This window comes from Pseudomonas sp. GCEP-101 (assembly GCF_025133575.1).
In the GTDB taxonomy this organism is placed as follows: domain Bacteria; phylum Pseudomonadota; class Gammaproteobacteria; order Pseudomonadales; family Pseudomonadaceae; genus Pseudomonas; species Pseudomonas nitroreducens_B.
Map to the genome: position 1 here is coordinate 4,917,638 of NZ_CP104011.1, position 20,266 is coordinate 4,937,903.

General features: G+C 69.2%; 17 protein-coding genes. 12 read left to right on the forward strand and 5 right to left on the reverse strand.

Going from position 1 to position 20,266, the window contains the following annotated elements; translation table 11 throughout:
* Position 1: 1 nt before the first annotated feature.
* From N0B71_RS22380 to N0B71_RS22430, 11 genes are all read left to right on the forward strand, one after another.
* Positions 2-718 carry an ABC transporter ATP-binding protein gene (locus N0B71_RS22380; protein WP_311197254.1) on the forward strand — a complete coding sequence of 239 codons (717 nt, stop codon included), beginning with the start codon at positions 2-4 and terminating at the stop codon, positions 716-718.
* Positions 718-1,917, forward strand: coding sequence for an FtsX-like permease family protein (locus tag N0B71_RS22385; protein ID WP_259754989.1), 1,200 nt, complete (start codon positions 718-720; stop codon positions 1,915-1,917). Before N0B71_RS22380 ends, N0B71_RS22385 begins: the two co-directional genes overlap by 1 nt.
* Positions 1,910-3,658, forward strand: coding sequence for a formylglycine-generating enzyme family protein (locus N0B71_RS22390; protein WP_259754990.1), 1,749 nt, complete (start codon positions 1,910-1,912; stop codon positions 3,656-3,658). The genes N0B71_RS22385 and N0B71_RS22390 overlap by 8 nt, the downstream gene beginning before the upstream one ends.
* Positions 3,659-3,743: 85 nt before the next feature.
* Entirely contained in the window at positions 3,744-4,688 is a 945-nt protein-coding gene (gene tagQ / locus N0B71_RS22395; RefSeq protein ID WP_259754992.1) for a type VI secretion system-associated lipoprotein TagQ, read from the forward strand.
* Between the two features lie 90 nt (positions 4,689-4,778).
* On the forward strand, positions 4,779-5,189 hold the full coding sequence (locus N0B71_RS22400) for a DUF3592 domain-containing protein (protein ID WP_259754993.1): 411 nt from the start codon (positions 4,779-4,781) through the stop codon (positions 5,187-5,189).
* A gap of 33 nt (positions 5,190-5,222) precedes the next feature.
* Positions 5,223-5,813, forward strand: a complete 591-nt coding sequence (locus tag N0B71_RS22405) for a hypothetical protein (protein ID WP_259754994.1) — start codon at positions 5,223-5,225, stop codon at positions 5,811-5,813.
* Between the two features lie 198 nt (positions 5,814-6,011).
* The gene (locus tag N0B71_RS22410) at positions 6,012-6,659 is read left to right on the forward strand and encodes an HAD hydrolase-like protein (RefSeq protein ID WP_259754996.1); all 648 of its coding nucleotides are present in this window, start codon (positions 6,012-6,014) and stop codon (positions 6,657-6,659) included.
* Positions 6,660-7,003: 344 nt separating this feature from the next.
* A complete protein-coding gene (locus N0B71_RS22415) occupies positions 7,004-8,269 on the forward strand; it encodes a c-type cytochrome (RefSeq protein WP_259754998.1) in 1,266 nt (421 codons plus the stop codon).
* Complete coding sequence (locus N0B71_RS22420) at positions 8,266-8,751, forward strand: (2Fe-2S)-binding protein (RefSeq protein ID WP_259755000.1); 486 nt, start codon at positions 8,266-8,268, stop codon at positions 8,749-8,751. Before N0B71_RS22415 ends, N0B71_RS22420 begins: the two co-directional genes overlap by 4 nt.
* Complete coding sequence (locus N0B71_RS22425) at positions 8,735-10,963, forward strand: xanthine dehydrogenase family protein molybdopterin-binding subunit (RefSeq protein ID WP_259755002.1); 2,229 nt, start codon at positions 8,735-8,737, stop codon at positions 10,961-10,963. The genes N0B71_RS22420 and N0B71_RS22425 overlap by 17 nt, the downstream gene beginning before the upstream one ends.
* A gap of 156 nt (positions 10,964-11,119) precedes the next feature.
* Complete coding sequence (locus tag N0B71_RS22430) at positions 11,120-12,232, forward strand: alkene reductase (protein ID WP_259755003.1); 1,113 nt, start codon at positions 11,120-11,122, stop codon at positions 12,230-12,232.
* Positions 12,233-12,354: 122 nt separating this feature from the next.
* Here the strand turns inward: N0B71_RS22430 and N0B71_RS22435 are convergent, their stop codons facing one another.
* The 5 genes from N0B71_RS22435 to N0B71_RS22455 all read right to left on the reverse strand — a co-directional run bounded on the left by N0B71_RS22435 (position 12,355) and on the right by N0B71_RS22455 (position 17,703).
* Positions 12,355-13,419 carry a 2,3-butanediol dehydrogenase gene (locus N0B71_RS22435; RefSeq protein ID WP_259759654.1) on the reverse strand — a complete coding sequence of 355 codons (1,065 nt, stop codon included), beginning with the start codon at positions 13,417-13,419 and terminating at the stop codon, positions 12,355-12,357.
* A 103-nt stretch (positions 13,420-13,522) separates the two neighbouring features.
* Complete coding sequence (locus N0B71_RS22440; RefSeq protein ID WP_259755004.1) at positions 13,523-14,635, reverse strand: acetoin dehydrogenase dihydrolipoyllysine-residue acetyltransferase subunit; 1,113 nt, start codon at positions 14,633-14,635, stop codon at positions 13,523-13,525.
* Positions 14,632-15,651 carry an alpha-ketoacid dehydrogenase subunit beta gene (locus tag N0B71_RS22445; RefSeq protein ID WP_259755005.1) on the reverse strand — a complete coding sequence of 340 codons (1,020 nt, stop codon included), beginning with the start codon at positions 15,649-15,651 and terminating at the stop codon, positions 14,632-14,634. The genes N0B71_RS22440 and N0B71_RS22445 overlap by 4 nt, the downstream gene beginning before the upstream one ends.
* 32 nt (positions 15,652-15,683) lie before the next feature.
* The gene (locus N0B71_RS22450) at positions 15,684-16,658 is read right to left on the reverse strand and encodes a thiamine pyrophosphate-dependent dehydrogenase E1 component subunit alpha (RefSeq protein WP_259755007.1); all 975 of its coding nucleotides are present in this window, start codon (positions 16,656-16,658) and stop codon (positions 15,684-15,686) included.
* A complete protein-coding gene (locus tag N0B71_RS22455) occupies positions 16,639-17,703 on the reverse strand; it encodes an ATP-NAD kinase family protein (RefSeq protein WP_259755008.1) in 1,065 nt (354 codons plus the stop codon). The genes N0B71_RS22450 and N0B71_RS22455 overlap by 20 nt, the downstream gene beginning before the upstream one ends.
* 349 nt (positions 17,704-18,052) lie before the next feature.
* Between N0B71_RS22455 and N0B71_RS22460 the strand changes: the two genes are divergently transcribed.
* Positions 18,053-19,927, forward strand: coding sequence for a sigma-54-dependent Fis family transcriptional regulator (locus N0B71_RS22460; RefSeq protein WP_259755009.1), 1,875 nt, complete (start codon positions 18,053-18,055; stop codon positions 19,925-19,927).
* Positions 19,928-20,266 lie beyond the last annotated feature (339 nt).

Consider the following 20,266-nt stretch of genomic DNA (forward strand, 5'->3'; position numbering starts at 1 on the left):
CCTGCTCAGCCTGCGTGACGTCAGCAGTATCCGGGGGCAGGGCGCGCAGCGTTTCCGCCTGGACGTGCCGTGCCTGGACCTCGCGCCCGGCCAGCGCCTGGCCCTGGTGGGGGCCAGCGGCAGCGGCAAGAGCACACTGCTGGACCTGCTCTCCCTGGTGGCGCCGCCACAGCAGGCCGCGCGCTTCGACTGGCGGGCGGGGGCGGGCGTGTACGCCGTCGCCGACCTCTGGCGCGCCGGCCAGCGCAGCACCCTGGCGGCGCTGCGCAGCCGTCACTGCGGCTACGTCCTGCAGACCGGCGGGCTGCTCGGCTATCTCAGCGTGCGCGGCAATATCGAGCTGCCGCGGCGCCTGCTGGGCCTGGCCGATGACGGCAGCGTCGAGCGCCTGGCGCGACGCCTGGACATCCACGAACACCTGGCGAAAAAACCCGCCCAGCTGTCCGTCGGCCAGCGCCAGCGCGTCGGTTGCGCCCGCGCCCTGGCCCATCGCCCAGCGCTGCTGCTGGCCGACGAGCCGACCGCCGCGCTGGACCCGTTCAATGCGCGCCAGGTGCTTGCGCTGTTCCTCGAACAGGTGCGCGAACAGCAGGCCTGCTGCGTGATCGCCACCCACGACGAGGCCGCGGCACGCGAGGCCGGCTTGCGCATCCTGCGCCTGGATTGCCGACGCGAGAGCGACGGCGGTGTCTGCGCGACCCTGGAGGAGCACGCCTGATGCGCCTGTTCCTGGTCGCCAGCCTGGCCTGGCAGGACTACCGCAGCGACTGGCGGCTGTCCGCCTGCGCGGTGCTCGCCCTGGTGGCGGTGCTGGTGCCGCTGCTGGTGCTGTTCGGCCTGAAGTTCGGCCTGGTCGGCAGCCTCACCGAGCGCCTGCAGCGCGACCCGGGCGTGCGCGAGATCATCCCGCTGGGCGGTGCGCGCTTCGATGCGGCCTACGTTGCCGCGCTGGCGGCACGCCCGGACGTGGCGTTCGCCGTGCCGCGCACCCGGCAGATCGCCGCCAGCGTGCAGCTGTCGCAGCCCGGGCGCGAGGCGCTGACCGCCGAGATGATCCCGACCGCCGCTGGCGACCCCTTGCTCGGCAGCCTGCCGGTGCCGGCGCAGCTGACCCAGGTACTGCTCAGCCACACCGCGGCGCAGAAGCTGAACGTGCACGCCGGCGACACGCTGCAGGCACTGCTGACGCGGCAGAACGCCGGCCGCGACAGTTCCCGTTCGATGGCCGTGCAGGTGATCGGCGTGCTGCCGCTGGAAGCGTTCGGCCGCGATGGGCTGTTCGCCGCGCCGGCGCTGCTGGAAGCCGCCGAGGACTTCCGCGATGGCCGCGCCGTGGCGGCCTTCGGCTGGCCCGGCGAGGCAGCCGGCGATCACGTGCAGCGCATCTACCCGGCGTTCCGCCTGTATGCCCGCGGCCTGGACGACGTCGAGCCGCTGCGCCTGCACTTCGCCCGGCAGGGCGTGGACGTCTTCACCCAGGCCGCCGCCATCGAGCGGGTGCGGTCGCTGTCGCGCAACCTGACGCTGGTGTTCTGGCTGATCGCCGCCCTGGCCCTGGCGGGGGCCTTCGCCGCCATCTGCGCCGGCGCGCTGGCCGCGGTGCAACGCAAGCGCCGCGAGCTGGCGGTGCTGCGGCTGGTGGGCTTCGGTACCTCGGCGCTGCTCGCCTTCGTGGTGCTGCAGGCGCTCTACAGCGCAGCCTTCGCCACGCTGCTCGCGGCGCTGGTGTACCGCCTGGCCCAGGGCGGGCTGAACCAGCTGTTCGTGGCGCAGCCGGGCGAGCATGCCGCGCAGTTGCTGCCCGTTCATTACCTCATCGCCGTCCTCGCGGTGCTCGCGGCCAGCCTGCTGGCGGCGCTGCTCGGCGGGTGGCGCACCAGCCGAATCGATGCTGCTCAAGGAGTCAGAGATGTCTGAATGGCGCCGTGCTGTCCTGGCCTTGGCCCCCGTTGCCCTGGCCCTCCAGTCCCTGCTGGCGGCGCCCGCCGCGCAGGCGGAGGAGGGCGACAAGCTGAACAACCCCAAGCCGCTGGCCGATGACGTGGCACTGCCGCTGCCCTGCGGCGGGGAGATGGTGTTCCGTTACGTCTACGTGCTGGCCAAGGGCTCGCTGGACGATCGCGAGGTCAACCTGGGCTATCCCTTCAGCGAGGGCGAGCCCGGCTACAAGCAGTCGTTCATCTCCGGCTATCGCCGCGAGTACATCAACGGCCAGTTCAGCCTGGGCGACCTGCCGGCGGACTGGAGCAAGGCCATCGCCAGCCAGTTGCCCAAAGCGGGCAAAGGCGAGCCGCTGAAACCGATGTTCTATTTCCTCGGCAAGTACGAGGTGACCGCCCGCCAGTACGCCCAGGTGATGGCACAGGCCCAGGCGCTGGCCGAGGGCCAGGACGCGCCGGCCTGCGAGACGCTGAACCTGCCCGACGGCGTGGCCGGGCGGCTGCCCAAGGTGAAGCTGTCACGCTTCGAGGCGGAGCGCTTTTCCGCGGTGTACAGCGCCTGGCTGATGAAGTATCAGCGCGACCGCCTGCCCGTCAGCGGCCGTGGCAAGAGCGAGGAGGACGGCGGATTCGGCTTCGTCCGCCTACCCACCGAGGTCGAGTGGGAATTCGCCGCGCGCGGCGCCCAGGCGGTGTCGCGGCAGCAACTGGAGGCGCGGCTGTTTCCGCGCCGGGTGGAGGGCAGCGACAACGACGGGCCGCTGGCCGACTGGGCGGTATTCAACCAGGTGGCCGGCGGCACCGGCCAGGCGGCGCGCCTGATGCCCATCGGCACCCGGCAGCCGAACCCGATCGGCCTGTTCGACGTCATCGGCAATGCCGCCGAGATGGTCCAGGAGTCCTTCCAGCTGGTGCATGCCGGCCGTCTGCAAGGCGCCTATGGCGGCTTCGTGGTCAAGGGCGGCAACTACCTCGAAGGCGAGGGCACCCTGTTCACCGGCATGCGTCGCGAGTACCCGCTGTTCGCCCCCGACGGCACCGAGCAGCGCAATGAGACCACCGGCTTCCGCGTGGCCATCGGCGCGTTGTCGGCGCCGCGATCGCGCTACCAGGAACTGTTCGAGCAGTGGAAGAAGGAAGGGCGCCTGGCCGGGCTGACCGACGCCATCGACGATACCCAGGACCCCACCCAGCGCCTGGACGGCATCATCGCCGCCACCACCGATGCGCGCCTGCAGGCCGAGCTGGGCACGATCAACGAGGAACTCAAGCGCAACGTCGCGCTGATCGCCCGGCAGCGCGAGGAGGCCGCCGGCAACCTGATCCAGTCCTCGGCGCTGGTGGCGGAAACCATCAACAACTACAACATCCGCCTCACCAACCTGCGCAAGAGCCAGCAGCAGGCCGAGCAGGCCAAGGACGCCGCCAGCGCCAAGCTGTTCGGCCAGGCCATCGAGAACGGCAGCAGTGCGCTCAATGGCGCCGTGGTCATCTACATCGACAACCTGGCCACCGGCACGCGCTACACCGACGCGGTGATCCAGGCGCAGTTCCAGCGCATCAAGGAAGAACTCAATCGCAAGCCGGTGATCGGCAAGAGCCTGGTCACCCGCGCCACCCTGTTCGTCAGGCACGTCAGCCAGTACCGCCAGCAGCAGCGCGCGGAACCGGAGGCGGTCCTGAAGGAATTGCTTGCATCGGCAGTACCGAAGCCATGACCACCGATGCCAGGCATGTACAGAAGGAACCCGGTCGGCGACCCGCCGTTTCCGGGGTGGTCAAACCCCAGTAGAGAGCCCAGAAATGCAATCGTTCGCTAACTCCGTATCCCTGCACCCGCGCCGTCGCGCGCTGACGCTGGCCACCGCCGGCTTCACCTGTGTCGCTGTCCTGCTCAGCGGCTGCTCCAGCTCGCCGGTCTCGCAGATCGGCAAGAGCACCAAGGTCGAGTACTACCCCAGCTGCTACGAGCCGGTGCAGCACCTGCGCGACACCGACTCCAACATGACCAAGTCGGTCGCCACCGGCGCGGTGATCGGCGCGGTGGGCGGTGCCCTCACCGGCGCGCTGGTCGGCAACAAGGAAGACCGCGGCCGCAACGCCGCCATCGGCGCTGCCGGTGGTGCGCTGGTTGGCGGTGCCGCCGGCTACTACACCGAGAAGCAGAAGCAGATCACCGACGACCATCAGCGCCTGGCTTCCTACGCCGCCGACGCGGACAAGAGCTCCGCCGACATCGATCGCAGCGTGGCCTACGCCCAGGCGTCGCAGTCCTGCTACCAGCAGCAGTTCAGCGCCCTGCTGCAACAGCGCAAGGCCGGGACCATCAAGGACGACGAAGGTCGCAAGCGCCTGGCGGAAATCGTCGCCGGCCTGAAGGAATCCAACGACCTGATCACCGCGGTCAGCGGCAAGGCCGGCGAAGACCTGAGCAACTACACCCAGGCCTATGAGAAGGACCTGCAGACCGTTGGCGTCAAGCGTGCCGACGTCGCCACCGTCGCCCAGGCCAGCAGCACCACCACCTCGCCGACCAAGGCGAAAACCAAGACCAAGACCAAGACCCAGCAGAAGAAACTCCCGGTGGTGCCCAGCGAAGCGGTCGCTTCCGAGCGCGCCCTGCGTGATGCCCAGGCCAAGCAGCTGAAGAGCGTGGAGGTTGCCTCCCAGGGCACCACCCAGGTCAACGGCATGTGCAAGAACCCGGATATCGGCGACTGGGCACCGGTTCCCTGCCCGAACGCGTAAGCCAGGAGGCCGGCGTTGCACCGGCCGCCGTTGTTCCCCCTTCGGGCCCGCCCGAAGGGGGCAGTCACTGAACAAGGATGAGTCCCCGCGATGTCTGAAGCTTCCGTTTCCCGCCCCGCTGAAGTCCTGCGCGGCCTGCTGTTCGGCGTGATCGGCCTGGTCTGCCTGGCGATCGTCGCCTACGAGGTGGTCGACCGCGTGCAGTTCCTGCGCAACGCCCACGTCGCCGACGGCCAGGTCGAGAGCCTCAACGCTGGCGGCTCGCACCCGCAGGTGGCCTTCACCACGGACGACGGCCAGCGGATTTCCTATCCGCAGAACGGGTTGATCTTCGGCTACCAGCAAGGCCAGAGCGTTCGCGTGCTGTACCTGCCCGAACGCGCCCAGGCCAGCGCCATCGTCGATGACATGGGCGCCCTGTGGGGCATGACGGCCCTGCTCGGTCTGCTGGGCGCCGCCTTCGCCGGTGTCGGCCTGCATTCGCTGCTCAAGCGCCGGTAGGGCGCGTGTATTTCGTTCAAAGGAATCTGAACCATGGAAAACTCGATCATCCCCATCAGCCTGCGCGCGAGCGCCTGGGAATACGTCACCGGCAGCAGCGGGGGCGTGAGCTTCATGTTCCTGGCCGGCGGGGGTGGGCAGTTGGTGCTGAAGAACCCGCAAGGCCAGGAGGACAAGTTCTCCTTCGGTGGCGTGGGGGTGGGAGCGGGCTTCGGCGCCCGCCTGCCGAAGATCGGCAAGGTCAACCTCAACGTGCGCGGCAAGAGCGTCGGCGCCACCGGTGCCGCCGAGTCGTTCCCCAGCACCGGCCAGGTGTATGTGTCCGATGCGCTGCGTGACCGCGACCTGAGCCACGACGACATCACCGGCGCCTGCGCCTATATCGAACTGGCGGGCGGTCTTGGCCTGGGCTACAGCGGGACGGCGGTACTGTTCGGGCTGGACGCCAAGCTCCTGGCCTTGACCATGGCCATGTCGGCCGTGCCGGCGTCCCAGATCCTGGGCGGCTTCACCGTCCAGCGGCAGTTGCTGCAGTCGGCGCGTGGCGCGCTGTTCATGCGCGGCGTGACCGCCGGCCTGCAAGCGGGCGGCGGCGCGGCCGTGTACATCGGCGGGCTGTTCTAGGCCCGCTGCGCGACGGTCGGGCGCAAGGCGTTCGATCGTCGTCCCCCAGCACGCCCGCCGTGCTGGACCCGGCGCGCAGGGCAGGGCACGCTGCTGGCCGTTGCCTGGCCGTTGCCTGGCCGCGCAACGCCGGCCGCCCTGAGGGCCGCCGCCCTCCTATTGAACGCACCTGCCCGGGCACCCACGAGAACTATCCGGATGACCTACCGACTCGCCATTTTCGATTTCGACGGCACGCTGGCCGATTCTTTTCCCTGGTTCGTCGGGGTGTTCAACCAGGTCGCCGATCGACATGGCTTCAGCCGCATCCATCCGCAGGACCTGGACAGCCTGCGCACCCAGGGCGCACGCCAGATCATGGCGCGCCTGGGCATACCGCGCTGGAAGCTGCCGCTGGTGGCGCGCAGCTTTACCCGCCTGATGAAGCAGCAGCGCAGCGCGATCCAGCTCTTCGATGGCATCGCCGCGACGCTGGCCGAGCTTGACCGGCAGGGCGTGATCCTGGCGGTGGTGTCGTCCAATTCCCGGGAGAACGTCACCCATGTGCTGGGGCCGTGTTGCCGGCATATCCGCGCACTGGAGTGCGGGGCATCGATCTTCGGCAAGGCCTCGCGCCTGAACCGGGTCATGCGCCAGTTCGGCGTGACGCGCGATGAGACGATCTACGTGGGCGACCAGCCCATGGACGGCGAAGCCGCCGCCAGCGCCGGCATCGCCTTTGGCGCGGTGGCCTGGGGCTACGGCGCGCCGGAGGCCTTCAGCAGCCTGGGCCAGCACCGGTGGTTCGCCAGCATCGGCCAGTTGCAGCAACTGGCACAGCCCCGCGGCGAGCCGGTGACCGGCTGAGCCGTCGCTTGGCGCCTTCATAGGATTTAACGAGCTTTAACTCGCCCTCAGTACCCGCGCCCCGCAAAGATGCCGCAGGCGGGGAACGGCATCCCGCTGCCACGAGGGCGGGCCACCGCGTCCACGCGCCACGTCCTGCCGTCGTTCCCTGACGCATGCCAACAGGCATTGCGCGTGGCGCAACGCGGTTTTGCTCGGTGGGGCGATATTCCAATCAGGACGCGCTCCCTACCATTCGAGCCGGCATGCCGCGGTTGCCGGAGTCGATAGCCACTCCACGCGACGCGGCCAGGAAACTGGAACACGCCCGGTGCGGTATCCATGGATTGCGGAGGTGAGTGCTGATGACGCGAAAAACGATCTGGACCGGCCTGGGTGCCCTGGCGGCGGTGGGCGTCGCACTGGCCTTCGCCATCCTCTGGCGGCCCGCCATCGCGCCGCGGGGGGAACTCGCCGCGGCGTCCCAGGAGCAGATCCGCCGGGGCAGCCTCGTGGTGGAGGCCGGTGATTGCGCGGTTTGCCACACCAGGCCCGGCGGGGCCTACCTGGCGGGCGGCCTCGGCCTGGTCACGCCGTTCGGCACGCTGTACAGCACCAACATCACCCCGGACGCCCGCACCGGCATCGGCCAATGGTCGTTCGAAGCCTTCGAGCGGGCGATGCGCCACGGCATTTCCCGGGACGGGCATTTTCTCTATCCGGCCCTTCCCTACGTCCACTATCGCCGGATGACCGACGACGACCTGCGCGATGCCTATGCGTACCTGATGAGCGGCCCGCCGGTGAACGCACCGGCGACGGACAACCAGATGAACTTCCCGATGAACCTCCGGCCGCTCGTGTCGTTCTGGAACATCCTCTTTTTGCGGGGAGAAACCTCTTCCTACGACGCCACGCGATCCGCGCCGTGGAACCGTGGCCGTTATCTGGTGGAGGGCGCGGGCCACTGTGCGGCCTGCCATTCGCCGCTCAACCTGCTGGGGGCCGAAAGCTCCGGCGAGCAACTGGCCGGCGGGGTCGTCGATGGCTGGGAGGCGCCCGACCTGCGTGGCATGGCCAGCGCCCCGGCGCCATGGACCCGCGAGCAACTGGTCGCCTACCTGCGCGGCGAGGTGGCCGCCGACCATGGCGCCGCGGCGGGGCCGATGCGCCCGGTCAGCCTGGGGCTTGCGCGCCTGCCCAGCGCCGACGTGCAGGCCATCGCGGAGTATCTGCTGAGCCTGCCGCCAGCCCCTGCCAGTGCCGTCCCGCCGGCGCCGCGGCAGGTTCCGGCCGACCCGCAGCAGAACCAGGGCGCCGCACTGTTCCAGGCCTCCTGCGCCGGCTGTCATGACGATGCAGCGCCGATGCGCCAGATCGATGCGCGCCCGGCGCTCGCCACGACCTCCGCGCTGCGCGCCGACAGCCCGCGCAACTTCATCAAGACCGTCCTCGAAGGCCTGCCACCCACGCCAGGCCAGGCCCGCCCGGCCATGCCGCCGTTCGCGGCGAGCCTAAACAACCGCCAGCTTGCGCAACTCGCGGCCTATCTGCGGGCCAAGGCCAAGCCGCAGCAACCCTGGCAGGACCTTTCAACCACCCTCGATGCCCTACGGGAGCAGACGCCATGACTCAGACCACGCTGACGGTGAACGGCGAGCCGCACACGCTCGACCTCGATGAGGACATGCCGCTGCTCTACGCGCTGCGCAATCACCTGGGGCTCAACGGCGCGAAATATGGTTGCGGCCTGGGGCAGTGCGGCGCGTGCACGGTGATCGTCGACGACAAGCCGGTGTTCGCCTGCCTGACGCCTTGCTCGGGGCTCGCCGGCAAGTCGATTCGCACCGTGGAAAGCCTGGGAAGCGCCGAGCGGCCCGGCCCGCTGCAGCAGGCCTTTATCGATGAGCAGGCGGCGCAATGCGGCTATTGCATCGCCGGCATGCTGATGCGCGCGCAGACCTTGCTCGAACGCAATCCGCACCCGAGCGAGGACGACATCCGCGCGTACATGGCGACCAACCTGTGTCGCTGCGGAACCCACCTGCGCATCGTGAAGGCCATCCGCCACGTCGCCGAACAAGGAGCCATGCCCCATGAAAACCGCCGCTGAGCTGGATTGCTCCCGCCGTGCGTTCCTGCGCGGCGGCGCACTGGTGGTGGCGTTCGCGCTACTGCCCACGGCGCGTCGCGCCCTGGCCGACACCGAGGTGGACACGCTGGGCACGCAGGTCCTGGCGCCCGACCTGCCGGGCAGCCTGCGCACCAACCCGTACCTGGATGCGTGGATTCGCCTCGACGCCGAGGGGATCACGGTGTACACCGGCAAGGTCGAGCTGGGCACCGGGGTGCGGACCGCGCTGCTGCAGATCGCCGCGGAGCGCCTGGAGGTCGATCCACGCGCGATCCAGCTGATTACCGCCGATACCGCGCTGACGCCCAACGAGGGCTATACCGCCGGCAGCCACAGCATCTTCGACAGTGGCACGGCGCTGTTCAATGCGGCGGCGCAGGTCCGCCAACTGCTGCTGGAGTCGGCGGCGCGCCAATGGCATGTGCCGGTCGAGCAGTTGTCCACGCGCGATGGAGTCATCCTGGCGCCCGATGGCCGGCACATGGCCTACCACGACGCCGTGGCGGGCGTGGACCTGCACCGCTATGCCGGCCGCGAGTCCCCCGCGAAGCCGGCGGGCGAGTTCCAGGTGATCGGTCGTTCGCTACCGCGCCTGGATATCCCCGCGAAGGTCAGCGGGGGCGAGGCGTTCGTCCAGGACCTGCGGTTGCCGGGCATGCTCCACGCCCGCGTCATCCGGCCGCCGCGTCCGGGGGGCAGGCTTGTCGCCTTCGACGCCGAGCGCCTGAGCCGCCTGCCCGGCGTGGTCGAGGTCATCCGCGACGGCAACTACCTCGCCGTGGTCGCCCGGGACGAATGGCAGGCGATCAAGGCCATGCGGGTGGGCTACGAGGTGGCGCAATGGACGGGAGGCGACGTCATCCCGGACGAGCGCACGATCCATGAACTGCTGCCGCGCCTGGAAGCCAGAACCTACCCGATTCGCCAGGAAGGCCAGCCGGCGGCTGCCGCCGCGAAGGCGCAGTACCGAGCGCGCGTCACCAAGCAGTACCTGATGCACGGCTCCATCGGCCCGTCCTGTTCGGTGGCCTGGTTCAAGGACGGGGTGCTGACCGTCTGGACCCACACCCAGGGCGTCTACCCGTTGCGCGCCGGGCTGGCCGAAATGCTTGGTCTGCCCCTGGAGCGGGTGCGCTGCATCCATAGCGAGGGCGCCGGCTGCTACGGGCATAACGGCGCGGACGATGCCGCGGCGGACGCCGCGCTGATCGCCATGAAAGTCCCCGGCGTGCCGGTCAGGCTGCAATGGATGCGCGAGCAGGAGAACCTCTGGGAGCCCTACAGCTCGGCGATGATCACCCAGGTGCAGGCCACGCTCGACAGCGAGGGCCGCCTGGGTGACTGGCGCGGCGAGCTGTGGACGACGCCGCACAACGAGCGAATCGTCAACGCCGGCCGGCTGATCCCCGCGCGCCTGCTGGCACGGCCCTTCGCCTCGGCGCCGTCGATCCCCATCGCCCAGCCCGAAGGCGACGGCGACCGCAATGCCGTGCCGCTGTACCGCCTGGGTTCGACGCGCATCGATATGCACTTCATTACGCAGATGCCGTTCCGAACCTCGGCCATGCGCTCGCTCGGGGCGCACATCAATGTCTTCACCATCGAGGCCTGCCTGGACGAACTGGCTCGGCAGGCCGGGGTGGACGCCGTGCAGTTTCGCCTCGACCACCTCGACGATCCCCGCGCGCGGGCGGTGGTGGAGCGCGCACGCGACGCCTTCGGCTGGCCGCTCAAGGCAGCGCAGGCCGGCTCAGGCGTCGGTTTTGCCTTCGCCCGCTACAAGAACATCATGGGTTACTGCGCCATTGCCGTGGAGGTGTGGGTGCACCCGCAGACCGGGGAGGTGAAGGTCAAGCGGGTGGTGACCGCCGTGGATGTCGGGCAGATCGTCAGCCCCGACGGGCTGCGCAACCAGGTCGAAGGCGGGATCGTCCAGTCCACCAGCTGGAGCCTCTATGAGGCGCTGCGCTACGACGCCGGCGGCGTGCGCAGTTACGATTGGAGCGGCTATCCGATCCTGCGCTTCCCGCAGTTGCCCGAGCAGGTCGAGGTCCACCTGCTGGACCAGCCCGGCCAGCCGTTCCTCGGCGCTGCGGAAATCGTCCAGGGGCCGATGGCCGCCGCCCTGGGCAATGCCCTCGCCAACGCCACCGGCCAGCGGCCGCTGAACCTGCCGCTGGCTCGCGGCTGAGCGCTGTCGGCGCGTATGCAGGTTACGTGCGCCAAGCGTTGCGCCACGCGCAATACGGTTGAGCCGAGGCGGCGGATTATCAAGGCGACGGGGGTTTCCTAGAGTGGCCAGCAACCAGCAACCAGCAACCAGCAACCACTTAGGAAACCACCCGAAATGACCCAGCCCCTGTTCCAACCCATCCAGCTTGGCACCCATACCCTGTCGCACCGCATCGCCATGGCGCCGTTGACGCGGTCGCGCGCCGGACAGCCGGGCGACGTGCCCACCGCGATGAACGTCGAGTACTACCGCCAACGCGCCAGCGCGGCGCTGATCATCACCGAAGCCACGCAGATCTCCCGCCAGGGCCAGGGCTACGCGTGGACGCCGGGCATCTACAGCCCGGCGCAGATCGAAGGCTGGCGGGACGTTGCGCAGGGCGTGCACCGCGAAGGCGGGCTGATCTTCATGCAGCTCTGGCACGTCGGCCGCGTGTCGCACCCGAGCTTCCAGCCCGGCGGCGGCCTGCCCGTCGCGCCCAGTGCGCTGCCGGTGCCCGGCAAGACCTTCATCGTGGGCGCCGACGGCGCCGGTACCTGGGGCGACGTGCCGGTGCCGCAGGAACTGACGCTCGACGGCATCCGCGACATCATCGAGGATTACCGCGTGGCGGCGCGCAATGCCATCGCGGCGGGCATGGATGGCGTCGAGATCCATGCCGGCAACGGCTACCTGCTCGACCAGTTCATCAACAGTGCCAGCAATCAGCGCCAGGACCAGTACGGCGGCACCATCAAGAACCGCACACGCCTGGTGCTGGAGATCGTCGCGGCGGTGGCGGCGCAGATCGGCCCGCAGCGCGTCGGTGTGCGCCTGACGCCGATGGGCCGCTTCATGGGAATGGGCGACGACACCCCGCACGACACCTTCGGCTACCTGGTCGAGCGCCTGAACGAGATGTCCCTGGCCTATCTGCACCTGGTCGAGCCCGCCATCGTCGGCACGGTACGGGACGAGCAGGTCGACCCCGGCTGGGATGCCATCATCCGGCAGTTGCGCGAGTCCTGGGATGGCGTGCTGATCCTCGCCGGTGGCTACGATTCGACGACCGCCGCGCAGGCGGTGGCGGACGGGCGCGCGGACATCATCGCCTTCGGTCGCCCGTTCCTGGCCAACCCGGATCTGCCGCGGCGCATCCGCGAAGGCCTGCCGCTGAATACGCCCGATCCGGCGTCGTTCTTCGGCGGCGATGAGCGGGGGTACATCGACTATCCCGCCCATCCGTGAGGTGCCGGCTCGCGGTGTCGGCAGGCAAGGCGGGCAGGGCGGTGCCGGTCATGGTGACGGTAAAAAAAGCCCCGGCCTGGCGCCGGGGCCGGGCCGCCCGCTCACGGCCCCAAGGTTGGAGATCAGGCCGCCCGGGGCGAGACGATGATCTTCACGTTGTGCTCCTTGTTGTGCACCAGCTCCTCGAAGCCTTTCTCGACGATCTGCTCCAGCTCGATGCGGCCAGTCACCAGCGGCGAAATGTCCAGGCGGCCATCGGCGATGAAGGCGATCACGTCGGCGAACTCGCCGTTGTAGGCGAGGGCGCCGATCAGCTGCTTCTCGGTGGCGACCAGCTCGAAGAAGTTGAACGAGCTGGGCTCCTCGAAGATGCCCACCAGCACGCAGGTTCCGGCCTTGCGGATGGCATCGATGGCCAGCTTGGCGGTGTGCTTGTTGCCGATGCACTCGAAGCTGACGTCGGCGCCGAGCCCGTCGGTGAGCCGGCGAATCTCCGCCAGCACGTCGCATTCATTGGGGTCGAGCACATGGCTGGCTCCGACTTCCCGCGCCTTCGCCTTGCGCGCGGAGGACATCTCCAGCGCGATGACCTGGGCGGCACCCGCCGCCTTGGCGCACATGATGGTGCACAGCCCGATGGTGCCGGCGCCGACCACCACCGCGTTGCGCCCCAGCAGGCTGCCGGCCTTCTTGACCGCGTGCATGCCCACCGCCAGCGGCTCGATCAGCGCGCCGGCCTCGGCGGGGAAGCCTTCGGGCAGCTTGTAGAGCAGGTTGGCCGGCACGTTGACCCATTCGGCGAACGCGCCGTTGTTCATCAGCCCGGTGAACGCCAGGCTCTCGCACAGGTTGTACAGGCCCGTGCGGCAGAAGTAGCAGGTCCCGCAGTGCTGGCAGGCGTCGGCGGCCACCACTTCGCCGGCGCTGAAGCCCTCGACGCCCGCGCCGAGCTTGACGATCTCGCCGCAGAACTCGTGGCCGAGGATGCACTGGCCCTTGATGCCGGTGAGCGGGTGCGGCGCCTCGACCGGGATGAACACCGGCCCGGCGACGTATTCATGCAGGTCCGAGCCGCAGATGCCGCACCAGTGCACGCGGATCTGCACCCAGCCGGGGGCCGGGTCGCCCGGCAGCGGCACGCTTTCCACGCGGATATCGTTGCGCCCGTGCCAGACCGCCGCGCGCATGCTGTTGGAAGTGAGGGTCATGATGATCTCCTGCAGGCCCGGCCGGTTGGCCGGGCGCTGGTTCAATGGCGTTGAGTCGATGGCATTGTTTTGGTGGCGTTGCCTAATGGCGTTGGAGGAAATCCAGCAGCAGGGCGTTGACCGCGTCCGCCGCTTCCATCTGCAGCATGTGCGCCTGGCCCGGCAGTACGTGGACTTCCGCCGGCAGGCCCTCGGCGTGGCGGGCCGGGATGATGGCGTCGGCGTCGCCCCAGATCACCAGCGCCGGGGGCGCGCCGCTGGCCAGGACGTCGCGCAGCGCCACCTGCTGCCGACCGTCGCCGAACAGCTGGGACGACAGCAGGCGCAGCGCGCTGTCCACGCCTTCCAGGCGCTTGAACTTGAGCATGTCCTCGAGCATCTGCCGGGTGACCAGCGCAGGGTCGGAGAACAGTTGCACCAGCGGCGGCTTGAGCGCGTTGCGATTGGCGGCGTCCACGAAGCCCTGCAGGTAGGCGCCGTTGATCTCCTCGCCCAGTCCCGCGCTGGCCAGCAGGCTCAGCGAGCGCACCCGCTCAGGCGCCCGGCGTGCGGTATTGAGCGCAACGGCGCCACCCATGGAGTGCCCGGCGAGGTGGGCCTGCTCGATGTCCAGGTGATCGAGCAGGGCGAGGACCGCGTCGCTCAGCTCGTCCAGGTCACCGCGCTGCAACTGCTTGCCGGATTCGCCGTGGCCGGGCAGGTCCAGTGCGATGACGCGACGGTCGGCCGCCAGTGCTTCGTGGTTGAACAACCAGTTGTTCAGGTCGCCGCCGAAGCCGTGGATCAAGAGCAGCGCATCGCCGCCTTCGCCCCGCTCGAAATAGCGCAGGGTGCGGCCGTCCAGCTCGACCTTCTGCGGCGCCGGGCCGCTGTCGGCTTCGCCGTCGCCGCCGGGCACGAACTCGGCCTGGAAGCGTTCGACCACCGCGTCGATCTCGGCCTCGCTGGCGTCGCCTTCGACCACCACGCCCAGCAGCGCGCCCACCGGCAGGGTTTCGTCCTCGCGGGCCACCTGGCGGCGCAGCACGCCGGAGAAGGGCGCCTCGACGCTGCTGCTGATCTTGTCGGTCTCCACGTCCAGCACCGCGTCGCCTTTCTCGATCGTCTCGCCGTCCTGCTTGAGCCAGGCATCCACCCGGCCCTCGGTCATCGACAGGCCCCACTTGGGCATGGTCAGGGTATGGATACGGCTCATGCCACCTTCCTCCCGTTCACCAGCTCCAGCACCGTGGCTTCGATCCTGGCCGCGCTGGGGATGTAGAGGTCTTCCAGCGCATCGGAGAAGGGCACCGGCGTGTGCGGCGCGGTGACCTGGCGGATCGGCCCCTTGAGTGCATCGAAGGCCCGCTCGGCGGCCAGCGCGGCAATGTCGGTGGCCAGCGAGCAGCGCGGGTTGGCTTCGTCGATCACCACCAGGCGCCCGGTTTTCTCGACGCTTTCCAGGATGCTGTCGGCGTCCAGCGGGCTGGTGGTGCGCAGGTCCAGCACCTCGCAGGACACGCCCTGGCGCGCCAGGCTGGCGGCCGCCTCCATGGCCAGGTGCACCATGCGCCCGTAGGTCACCAGGGTCACGTCGTCGCCGTCGCGCAGGAAGTTGGCTTCGCCGAAGGGCACGGTGTAGAGCTCTTCGGGCACCTCGCCCTGCATCGAATAGAGCAGCTTGTGCTCGCAGAAGATCACCGGGTCGTTGTCGCGGATCGCCTGGATCAGCAGCCCCTTGGCGTCGTAGGGGGAGGAGGGGCAGACCACCTTCAGGCCGGGGATGTGCGTCCACAGCGCGGTGAGCATCTGCGAGTGCTGCGCGGCGGCGCGCAGGCCGGCGCCGACCATGGTGCGGATCACCAGCGGCGTCACTGCCTTGCCGCCGAACATGTAGCGGAACTTGGCCGCCTGGTTGAGGATCTGGTCCAGGCAGCAGCCGGCGAAATCGACGAACATCAGCTCGCACACCGGGCGCAGCCCGCGCGTGGCGGCGCCCACCGCGGCGCCGACGTAGCCGATCTCCGAGAGCGGGGTGTCCAGCACGCGGCCGGGGAACTGGTGGTACAGGCCCTTGGTCACGCCCAGCACGCCGCCCCAGGCGTCGTCCTCGCCAGGGGCGCCGGCGCCGCCGGCATTGTCCTCGCCCATGATGAAGACGGTCGCGTCGCGCCGCATTTCCTGGGCCAGGGCTTCGTTGATGGCCTGCTGGTAACTGATCTTTCTGGCCATGATGGCTCTCCTGTTGTTGTTCTTCGGGCGGCTCAGGGGTAGGCGACGTAGACGTCGCTGAGCAGGTCGGCGGGGGAGGGTTTGGGGTCGGCCTTGGCGCGCAGCACCGCTTCCTCGATGCGGGCCTCGACCTCGGCATCGATGGCGTCCAGGGCGCTGGCCTGCAGCAGGCCGGCGCGGGTGGTGCGGTCGCGGAACTGCATCAGACAGTCGCGGGTTTCGCGGTAGTGCTTGACCTCGTCGGCCGCGCGGTAGGTCTGGGCGTCGCCCTCGAAGTGGCCGTAGTAGCGGGTCAGCTTGACCTCGATCAGCGACGGGCCTTCGCCGGCGCGGGCGCGTTCGATGGCGGCGCCGGCGGCCTCGTGCACGGCGAAGAAGTCGAAGCCGTCCACCGTCACGCCGGGCATGCCGAAGCCGGCCGCGCGGTCGGCGATGTGGTCGCAGGCCACCGACCAGTTGGAGGCGGTGGCCTCGGCGTAGCCGTTGTTTTCCGCCACGAAGATGCACGGCAGGTTCCACACCGAGGCCAGGTTCATCGCCTCGAACACGGCGCCTTCGTTGGAGCCGCCGTCGCCGAAGAAGGCCACGGCCACCGCGCGGTTGCCCTTGAGCTTGGCGGCCAGCGCCGCCCCGGCAGCCAGCGGTGCGCCGGCGCCGACGATGCCGTTGGCGCCGAGCATGCCCTTGGACAGGTCGGCGATGTGCATCGAGCCGCCCTTGCCCTGGCAGACGCCGGTCTTCTTGCCGTAGATCTCGGCCATCATGCCGTACACGTCGACGCCCTTGGCGATGCAGTGACCGTGGCCGCGGTGGTTGGAGGCGATGCAGTCTTCGTCGTCGAGGTGCGCCATGACCCCGGCGGCGGACGCTTCCTCGCCGGCATACAGGTGGACGAAGCCGGGAATCTCGCCGGTGGCGAACTCCACGTGCAGGCGTTCCTCGAAGGCGCGGATGGTGCGCATCACGCGGTAGGCATTCAGCAATTGCTCAGTCGATAGCGTGGGCATCTTGTTGTTCTCCAGGGTGGTTCACGGGCTTGCCAGGAACGGCCAGCAGGCGATGGCAGGCGGCGAAGGCCAGGGCGGCCTCGACGTCGATGCTCAGCGGGCCGTCGAGTTCGAGGGTGATGGCGGGGCGGTCGGCGGCGGCGAATTCGATTTCCCGTTCGCCATCCAGGGCCAGGGTGCCGGCCGCCAGCAGCGGCCGGTGCGGGATGCCCGGTTCCAGGCTGCCGCTGGCCACCACGCCGCAGGCCTGCAGCAGGCCGGGTGCCAGCGGAGCCAGCAGCGCCTCGTCGGCATGGGGCGACAGGCGCAGCCAACTGCCGCGCGGGCAGCGCCGCGACACCGGGTTCCACAGCCCGCACAGCGACGAGAGACCGATGGCGTGGGGCTCGGCGAACGCGGCGTAGATTTCCGCCAGGTCGTCGGCGCGGGAGATGGCGCGGGCGCCGGTAAAGGTCAGCGGGGAGACCGCGACTTCCACCAGCGCGATCTCGTCGATACCACGCGAGGCCAGACGGACGCGCAGACGCTTGTTGCGCCGCAGGGCGACGTGCGGCGGAATGCGCCCGCTGGCGTAGAGGCCGCCGGCCAGGCCGGCGCCGGTGGCTTCGCGCAACTCCGGAAACGCATTGTTGGTGCCGGTGGACAGGCACAACAGTGGAATCTCGCCGACCTCGGCGGCCACCGCCTTGTGCGTGCCATCGCCGCCCAGCACCGCGACCAGCGCGACGCCGCGCTCGGCCAGCAGGCGCGCGGCCAGGCGGGTGTCCTCCACGCTCTGGCGCAGCGGCAGGTCGAGGAACTCCAGGCGCGGCCAGCGGCTGTCGCGGGCATGGCGGCTGGTGCTGGCCTTGAGCACGGCGGCGGCGATGCCGGTCATGTCCGGCGGCATCAGGACTTCATCGATGCCACAGGCGCCGAACGCACCGAGCAGACGCTGCACCACGGCGGCCTTGTCCGTGCTGGAGTAAAGCCCGGCGTTGGCGGTCAGGCGCCGCAGGTCACGGCCCGAGGCTGGGTTGGCGATGATTCCGACGCGCAGGCTCATGGCGCACCGAACCTGAGAAAACGAGCAGGAAAGGGCATGACGGCATCTCTTGTTGTTGTTCTGGGTGTCACGACCGCCACGCGGCGGCCTTTGACAGAAAGGGGCAAAGTCGATGCCAGCGGCTGGAGAAACCGCCGGAAAGCCGCGTGCCAGAGCCCTGCACGACGGGTCACGATGAGCGCTCGTGACGCGCCGGATGAGACGCCGCATGTCAGGCTGCAAGGCCCGGCGGCGAGACGCTGAGACGCGGCGTCTCACGCCCGTGCCGTCTGGCCGCCGTGCTTGTCTGGCGAGCGGGCTGGGGCTTAAATGGGCCTCACAAGAAAAAGATCCGAGCCGTGGAGGCCCCATGCTGCCTGCCAACTCGAAAGCCCACGTGGACTGTGTCAGCCGCGTGCTGCGTCATGCCGGAGGCCTGCCTGACCTGCCGGTGCCGAACCTGATCCTGGACTCCTGGCGCCGCTCGATGGAGCAGCATCACCTCGACCCAGGATCCCTCCAGGGGCCGCGCATCCTCAGCCAGACGCTGCTCAAGGAATGCCGCGAGCGCGCCGACAGCTTCCTGCGCATCGCCGGCGAGGAAGTCTCGCGCCTGCATGGCCGCGTGCGCGACGCGGACTATTGCGTCCTGCTGACCGACGCCCAGGGCCGCACCATCGACTACCGCGTGGAATCGGCGATTCGCAGCGAGTGCCGGCGGGCCGGGCTGTACCTGGGGACCTGCTGGTCCGAAGGCGAGGAGGGGACCTGCGGGGTGGCCGCCGTCCTGGCCAACGGCGTGCCGGTGACCGTGCACAAGCGCGATCACTTCCGCGCCGCCTTCATCGGCCTGACCTGCTCCGCGGCGCCGGTGTTCGACCCCTGGGGCGAACTGCTGGGCGTGCTCGACGTGTCCGCCGTGGAGTCCCCGGATGACCGCCGCAGCCAGCACCTGATCCGGCAGATGGCGGTGCAGAGCGCCCGCCAGATCGAAAATGCCTTCTTCATGCACAGCACGCGCGGTCAATGGGTCCTGCGCGCCCATTCGGCGCCCGGCTACGTCGACAGCCAGCCGGATTACCTGCTCGCCTGGGATGGCGACGGCCGCCTCCAGGCGCTCAACCCCATGGCGCGCCGCTACCTGCAGGAGCGCTACGGCAAGCTGCCCGAGCACATCGGCGAGGTCTTCGACCTGGACAAGCTGCGCGCCGCCGCTGACGAAGGCCCGCATCATCTCGCCGAACATGGCCTGCACATTCGCCTCAGCGTCCCCAGGCGCGCGGCCAGCGTGGCGATGCCGGGGAGGGCGGCGGGGGAGGATGCCCGCATCGCCGAGGCGCTGCGCCTGGCGGTACGGGTGAAGAACCGCAACCTTCCGGTGCTGATCCATGGCGAAACCGGTGCCGGCAAGGAAGTCTTCGCTCGGCAGCTGCACGAGATGAGTCTGCGGCGGGACAAACCCTTCGTTGCCCTGAACTGCGCCGCGATTCCGGAAAGCCTGATCGAAAGCGAGCTGTTCGGCTACGTGGCCGGCGCCTTCACCGGAGCCGAGCGCAAAGGCATGCGCGGGCTGCTGCAGCAGGCTGACGGCGGCACGCTGTTCCTGGACGAGATCGGCGACATGCCGCTGGCGTTGCAGACGCGCCTGCTGCGGGTGCTGGCCGAGGGCGAAGTCGCGCCGCTGGGCGCCGCCCGGCGCCAGGCGATCGATATCCAGGTGGTCTGCGCCAGCCACCGCGACCTGGCGGCGCTGGTGTCAGCCGGCGCGTTTCGCGAGGACCTGTATTTCCGCCTCAGCGGCGCGCGCTTCGAGTTGCCGCCACTGCGCGAGCGCACCGACAAACTGGCGCTGATCAACCGCATTCTCGACGAAGAGGCGGCACTGTGCGGCATCAGCGTCAGCCTGTGCGACAGCGCGCTGGAATGTCTGCTGGGCTATCACTGGCCGGGCAACGTTCGCCAGCTGCGCCATGTGCTGCGGTATGCCTGCGCCATCTGCAGCGCCGCGACGATCCGCCTGGAGGATTTGCCACAGGAACTGCACGGTGACCTGCATCGTCGTGAGCAGCATGAGCATCCGTCCAGCCCGCAGCGACAGGCACTGCTGGACGCCCTGGTGCGTCACCGCTGGCTACCGGCACCGGCCGCGGCCGCGCTGGGCATTTCCCGTGCGACCTTGTATCGGCGGGTCAAGCAATACGGCATCGAGATGCCCAGGGTGAAAACCGAAGTCGCCGGGAAGTGATGGCAGCGTCCTGCAGTGGACCGAGTTGAGTTCCAACGGAGTCGAATCCGCAGCATTCTCGGTTGAGGCGCGAAGCGGTTTTTTCCAGGCAGTGGGAAGCGCAAAGCGGCACACTCGGCCCAGCCCGCCATATGGGTAACTTCGCATAATGTATATTATGTTAAATTACATATGCACCCCTGGCGGGTCGGCCAGGGCCTCGTGCCGTTTCCCATCCCCACCCCGTTGTTCCTTTCCCATTCGATCGCCCTGATCTTCGAACAGCATTTGCCCAACGCCCGGCTATTCTTCTGAGCGTACGGCCCGACGGCGTTGCGTTGGGCAATCAGGAGATGCTTC